The following is a 3,906-nucleotide window of genomic DNA, read 5'->3' on the forward strand; positions in this document are numbered from 1 at the left end:
AAAAATAATGAACACTATAAGAATAAACAAATATCTAAGTAATGCCGGAGTCTGTTCCAGGCGTGAAGCGGATCAGTATACAGATGCGGGACGAATCACAATAAACGGAACTCTGGTTTCCACCGGAGAACGCATCTCTCCAGACGCAGAAGTCTGTCTGGACGGAAAGCCCATTCAGCAGGAAAAACAGCAGGTACTGCTCCTGTTCTATAAGCCCAGAGGAATCGTCTGCAGCACAAAAAAGCAGCGGCAGGAAACGACTGTCACAGAATTTCTGGACTACCCTCTGCGTATTTATCCTGTCGGACGCCTTGACAAGGAATCAGAAGGTCTTCTTCTGCTGACTAATCAGGGCGATCTGGTCAATCGGATCATGCGTGCAGGAAACTATCACGAAAAAGAATATTTAGTTACTGTAAACAAGGAAGTTTCTTCGGAATTTATCCAAAAAATGGCATCAGGCGTCCCTGTTCTGGATACGGTCACCCGAAAGTGCTTTTTGGAAAAAACAGGTAGAAATACTTTCCGTATCATCCTGACTCAGGGATTAAACAGACAGATTCGGCGCATGTGTGCGTATTTCGGTTACGAAGTCATCTCTTTAAAAAGAATACGGATCATGAATCTGACATTAGGGAATCTGAAGCCTGGAGAATACAGAACCATCCGGCTTGACGAACAGAAACAGCTGGAACAAATGCTGAAAAATTCTTCAAATGAAACAGTTACAGGAGGTAATTATGGAAACAGCCCTGCAGCAAATGAAAAAGCTGGTAAAAATATTAAACAAAGCAGCAAAAGCCTATTATCAGGAAGACCGGGAGATCATGGACAACAGGGAGTACGATTCTCTGTACGATCAGCTGGAAAAACTGGAAAAGGAGACAGGAATCACACTGGCAGACAGCCCCACGGTAAACGTCGGTTACGAAGCCGTTGATTTTCTTCCAAAAGAAACTCATGAAAGTCCTATGCTCTCTCTTGATAAAACAAAGGACAGAGAAACTCTCAGAGAATTTATCGGAAACCACAAAACACTTTTGTCCTGGAAAATGGACGGACTGACCATTGTTCTTACTTACGAAAATGGCGAGCTTCAAAAAGCCGTTACCAGAGGAAACGGTACCGTCGGTGAAGTCATTACCAACAATGCCCGTGTATTTCGGAATATTCCTTTAAAAATCTCCTATCAGGGCCGCCTGGTTCTTCGAGGAGAAGCAGTTATCACTTATCCTGATTTTGAACGGATCAACAGCTCTATTGAGGATGTCGATGCCCGGTACAAAAACCCGAGAAATTTATGCAGCGGATCAGTACGTCAGCTTAACAATCAGATCACTGCAGAAAGAAATGTTCGTTTTTATGCATTTTCTCTGGTATCTGCTTCCAATGTGGATATGCATAATTCCAGAGAATACCAGATGGAATGGCTGAAAAAACAAGGATTTGAAGTTGTTGAGTATCGCATTGTTACAGCAGACACACTGGATGAAGCCATGGACTATTTTGCTGATGCTGTGGAAAAGAATGTTTTTCCTTCAGATGGTCTTGTAGCCCTCTATGATGACATTGCTTACGGAGACTCTCTGGGATCCACAACAAAATTCCCAAGAAATGCATTTGCATTCAAGTGGGCAGATGAAATACGCGAAACGACCTTACGCAGTATTGAATGGAGTCCTTCCCGAACAGGACTGATCAATCCAATTGCTGTATTTGACCCTGTAGAATTAGAAGGAACAACTGTCAGCCGGGCAAGCGTCCATAATGTCAGCATCCTGAAAGAACTTGAACTGGGAATCGGAGATACTCTGCAGGTATATAAAGCAAATATGATCATTCCTCAGATTGCAGAAAATCTTACAAGAAGCCGGAATCTCCAAATTCCGGACACCTGCCCGGCCTGTGGAAAAGAAGCCAGGATCATAAAGGAAAATGAAGTAGAAGCACTTTACTGTACAAATCCTGACTGTGCCGCAAAAAAGATCAAAGCCTTTACACTTTTTGTCAGTCGAGATGCCATGAATATTGACGGTCTTTCAGAAGCCACACTTGAAAAGTTTATTGCCAGAGGTTTTATCCATACTTTCGGTGATATTTTTGAAATCAGCCGTTATAAGGATGAGATTATGGAAATGGAAGGATTTGGTCAAAAATCCTTTGATAATCTTATGGAAAGTCTGGAAAACGCAAGAAAAACCACTCTTGCCAAGGTAATCTACAGTCTCGGAATTGCCAATATTGGCCTGGCTAATGCCAAAGTCATCTGCCGTCATTTTGACAACAGTCTGGACGCCATACGAAAGGCTGATCTGGAGGAAGTCAGCGCCATTGACGGAATCGGACCTGTTATCGCCCGTAACCTTGTTGACTATTTTCACAAAGAAGAAAACAATCAAAAACTTGACTACCTTATGCAGCATCTCCATATACAGCAAGAAGAGATTAAAAGCCAGCAGATTTTTGCAGGAATGAATTTTGTGATTACGGGAAGCCTGAACCATTTCTCCAACCGAAATGAAGCCAAAAATCTCATCGAATCTCTTGGAGGCAAAGTAACTGGTTCTGTTACCGGAAAAACCACTTATCTTATCAATAATGATACTGCATCTAATTCATCAAAAAACAAAAAGGCCAGAGAACTGGGAATTCCCATTTTGTCAGAAGAAGATTTCCTGAAACTCACTCAGACCGATTATTAAATAAAATGATACACCAGGAGGAAACATAACATGCCAATCAAAATACAAAGCGATCTGCCTGTAAAGGAAATTCTTGAAAAAGAAAATATTTTTGTCATGGATGAGGGAAGGGCCATCCATCAGGATATCCGTCCAATCCAGATACTGATACTGAACCTGATGCCTCTGAAAGAGGAAACAGAACTCCAGTTGCTCCGTTCCCTTTCCAATACTCCGCTGCAGGTAGACGTTACTTTCATGGCTGTAGAAAGCCATGTGGCAAAAAACACATCCAAAAGCCATTTGAACAAATTTTACCAGACTTTTTCCGAATTGAAGCATATGCGTTTTGACGGAATGATCATCACCGGAGCCCCTGTAGAACAGATGGATTTTGAAGAAGTGGATTACTGGAAAGAACTGACAGAGATTATGGACTGGACAGAAACCCATGTGACTTCCACTATTTTTCTCTGCTGGGCAGCCCAGGCAAGCCTCTACCATTTTTACGGACTCAAAAAAAGAATGCTGGACAAAAAAATGTTTGGGCTTTTCTGGCACAAAGTACTGAACCGCAAGGTTCCCCTTGTAAGAGGATTTGATGATATGTTCCTTGCTCCCCATTCCAGACATACAGAAGTCCCTATTGAGGATATCCATGCCTGCAAAGAACTGACTGTTCTTGCCGAGTCAAAAGAAGCCGGACTTTTCCTTGCTATGGCAGAGGACGGCCGCAGAATTTTTGTTATGGGACATCCTGAATATGACCGTGTTACTCTTGACGGAGAATACAGGCGTGATTCCGATAAAGGTCTCCCCATTGAACTTCCGGAAAACTATTATCAGGATAATGATCCACAGAACAAGCCGCTGCTTTTGTGGCGTGCCCACGCAAACAACCTCTATACCAACTGGCTGAATTACTACGTTTACCAGAGCACGCCTTATGATCTGATGGGGACACCGGATTTTAAGAATATTTAAAGGATTTTCTGTTTTTCCATTTTTATTCGTCTGATGTTACTACAAAATAAAATGGTGTACTAAAAACTAATAAAATTATCGTTAGAAGAACACAAGGAGTTAATATATTTCCGCCAGATGTTCACTTGTAGTTTTAATAAACCGGTTCTATAATAAATGTTGGGGTGTATGAAAATTCATTCGTGCATTCCGGCATTTTTATTTTATAATAAGGAGTCGCCCCCACCCGTTTTACGGGTGG

2 protein-coding genes and 1 pseudogene are annotated in these 3,906 nt (G+C 42.0%); all 3 read left to right on the forward strand.

Translation table 11 applies throughout. From position 1 onward, the window contains the following. Positions 1–7: 7 nt before the first annotated feature. Positions 8–607, forward strand: a pseudogene (locus RDS42_RS13175) (pseudouridine synthase); the annotation flags it as partial. A 133-nt stretch (positions 608–740) separates the two neighbouring features. Further along, positions 741–2,702, forward strand: coding sequence for an NAD-dependent DNA ligase LigA (ligA, locus tag RDS42_RS13180; protein WP_308784061.1), 1,962 nt, complete (start codon positions 741–743; stop codon positions 2,700–2,702). 30 nt (positions 2,703–2,732) lie between these two features. After that, positions 2,733–3,665 (forward strand): homoserine O-succinyltransferase, encoded by a 933-nt coding sequence (metA, locus tag RDS42_RS13185; protein WP_308784062.1) that lies wholly within the window; start codon positions 2,733–2,735, stop codon positions 3,663–3,665. Positions 3,666–3,906: the final 241 nt, after the last annotated feature.

This window comes from uncultured Blautia sp., from assembly GCF_902497045.1.
Lineage (GTDB): Bacteria > Bacillota > Clostridia > Lachnospirales > Lachnospiraceae > Blautia_A.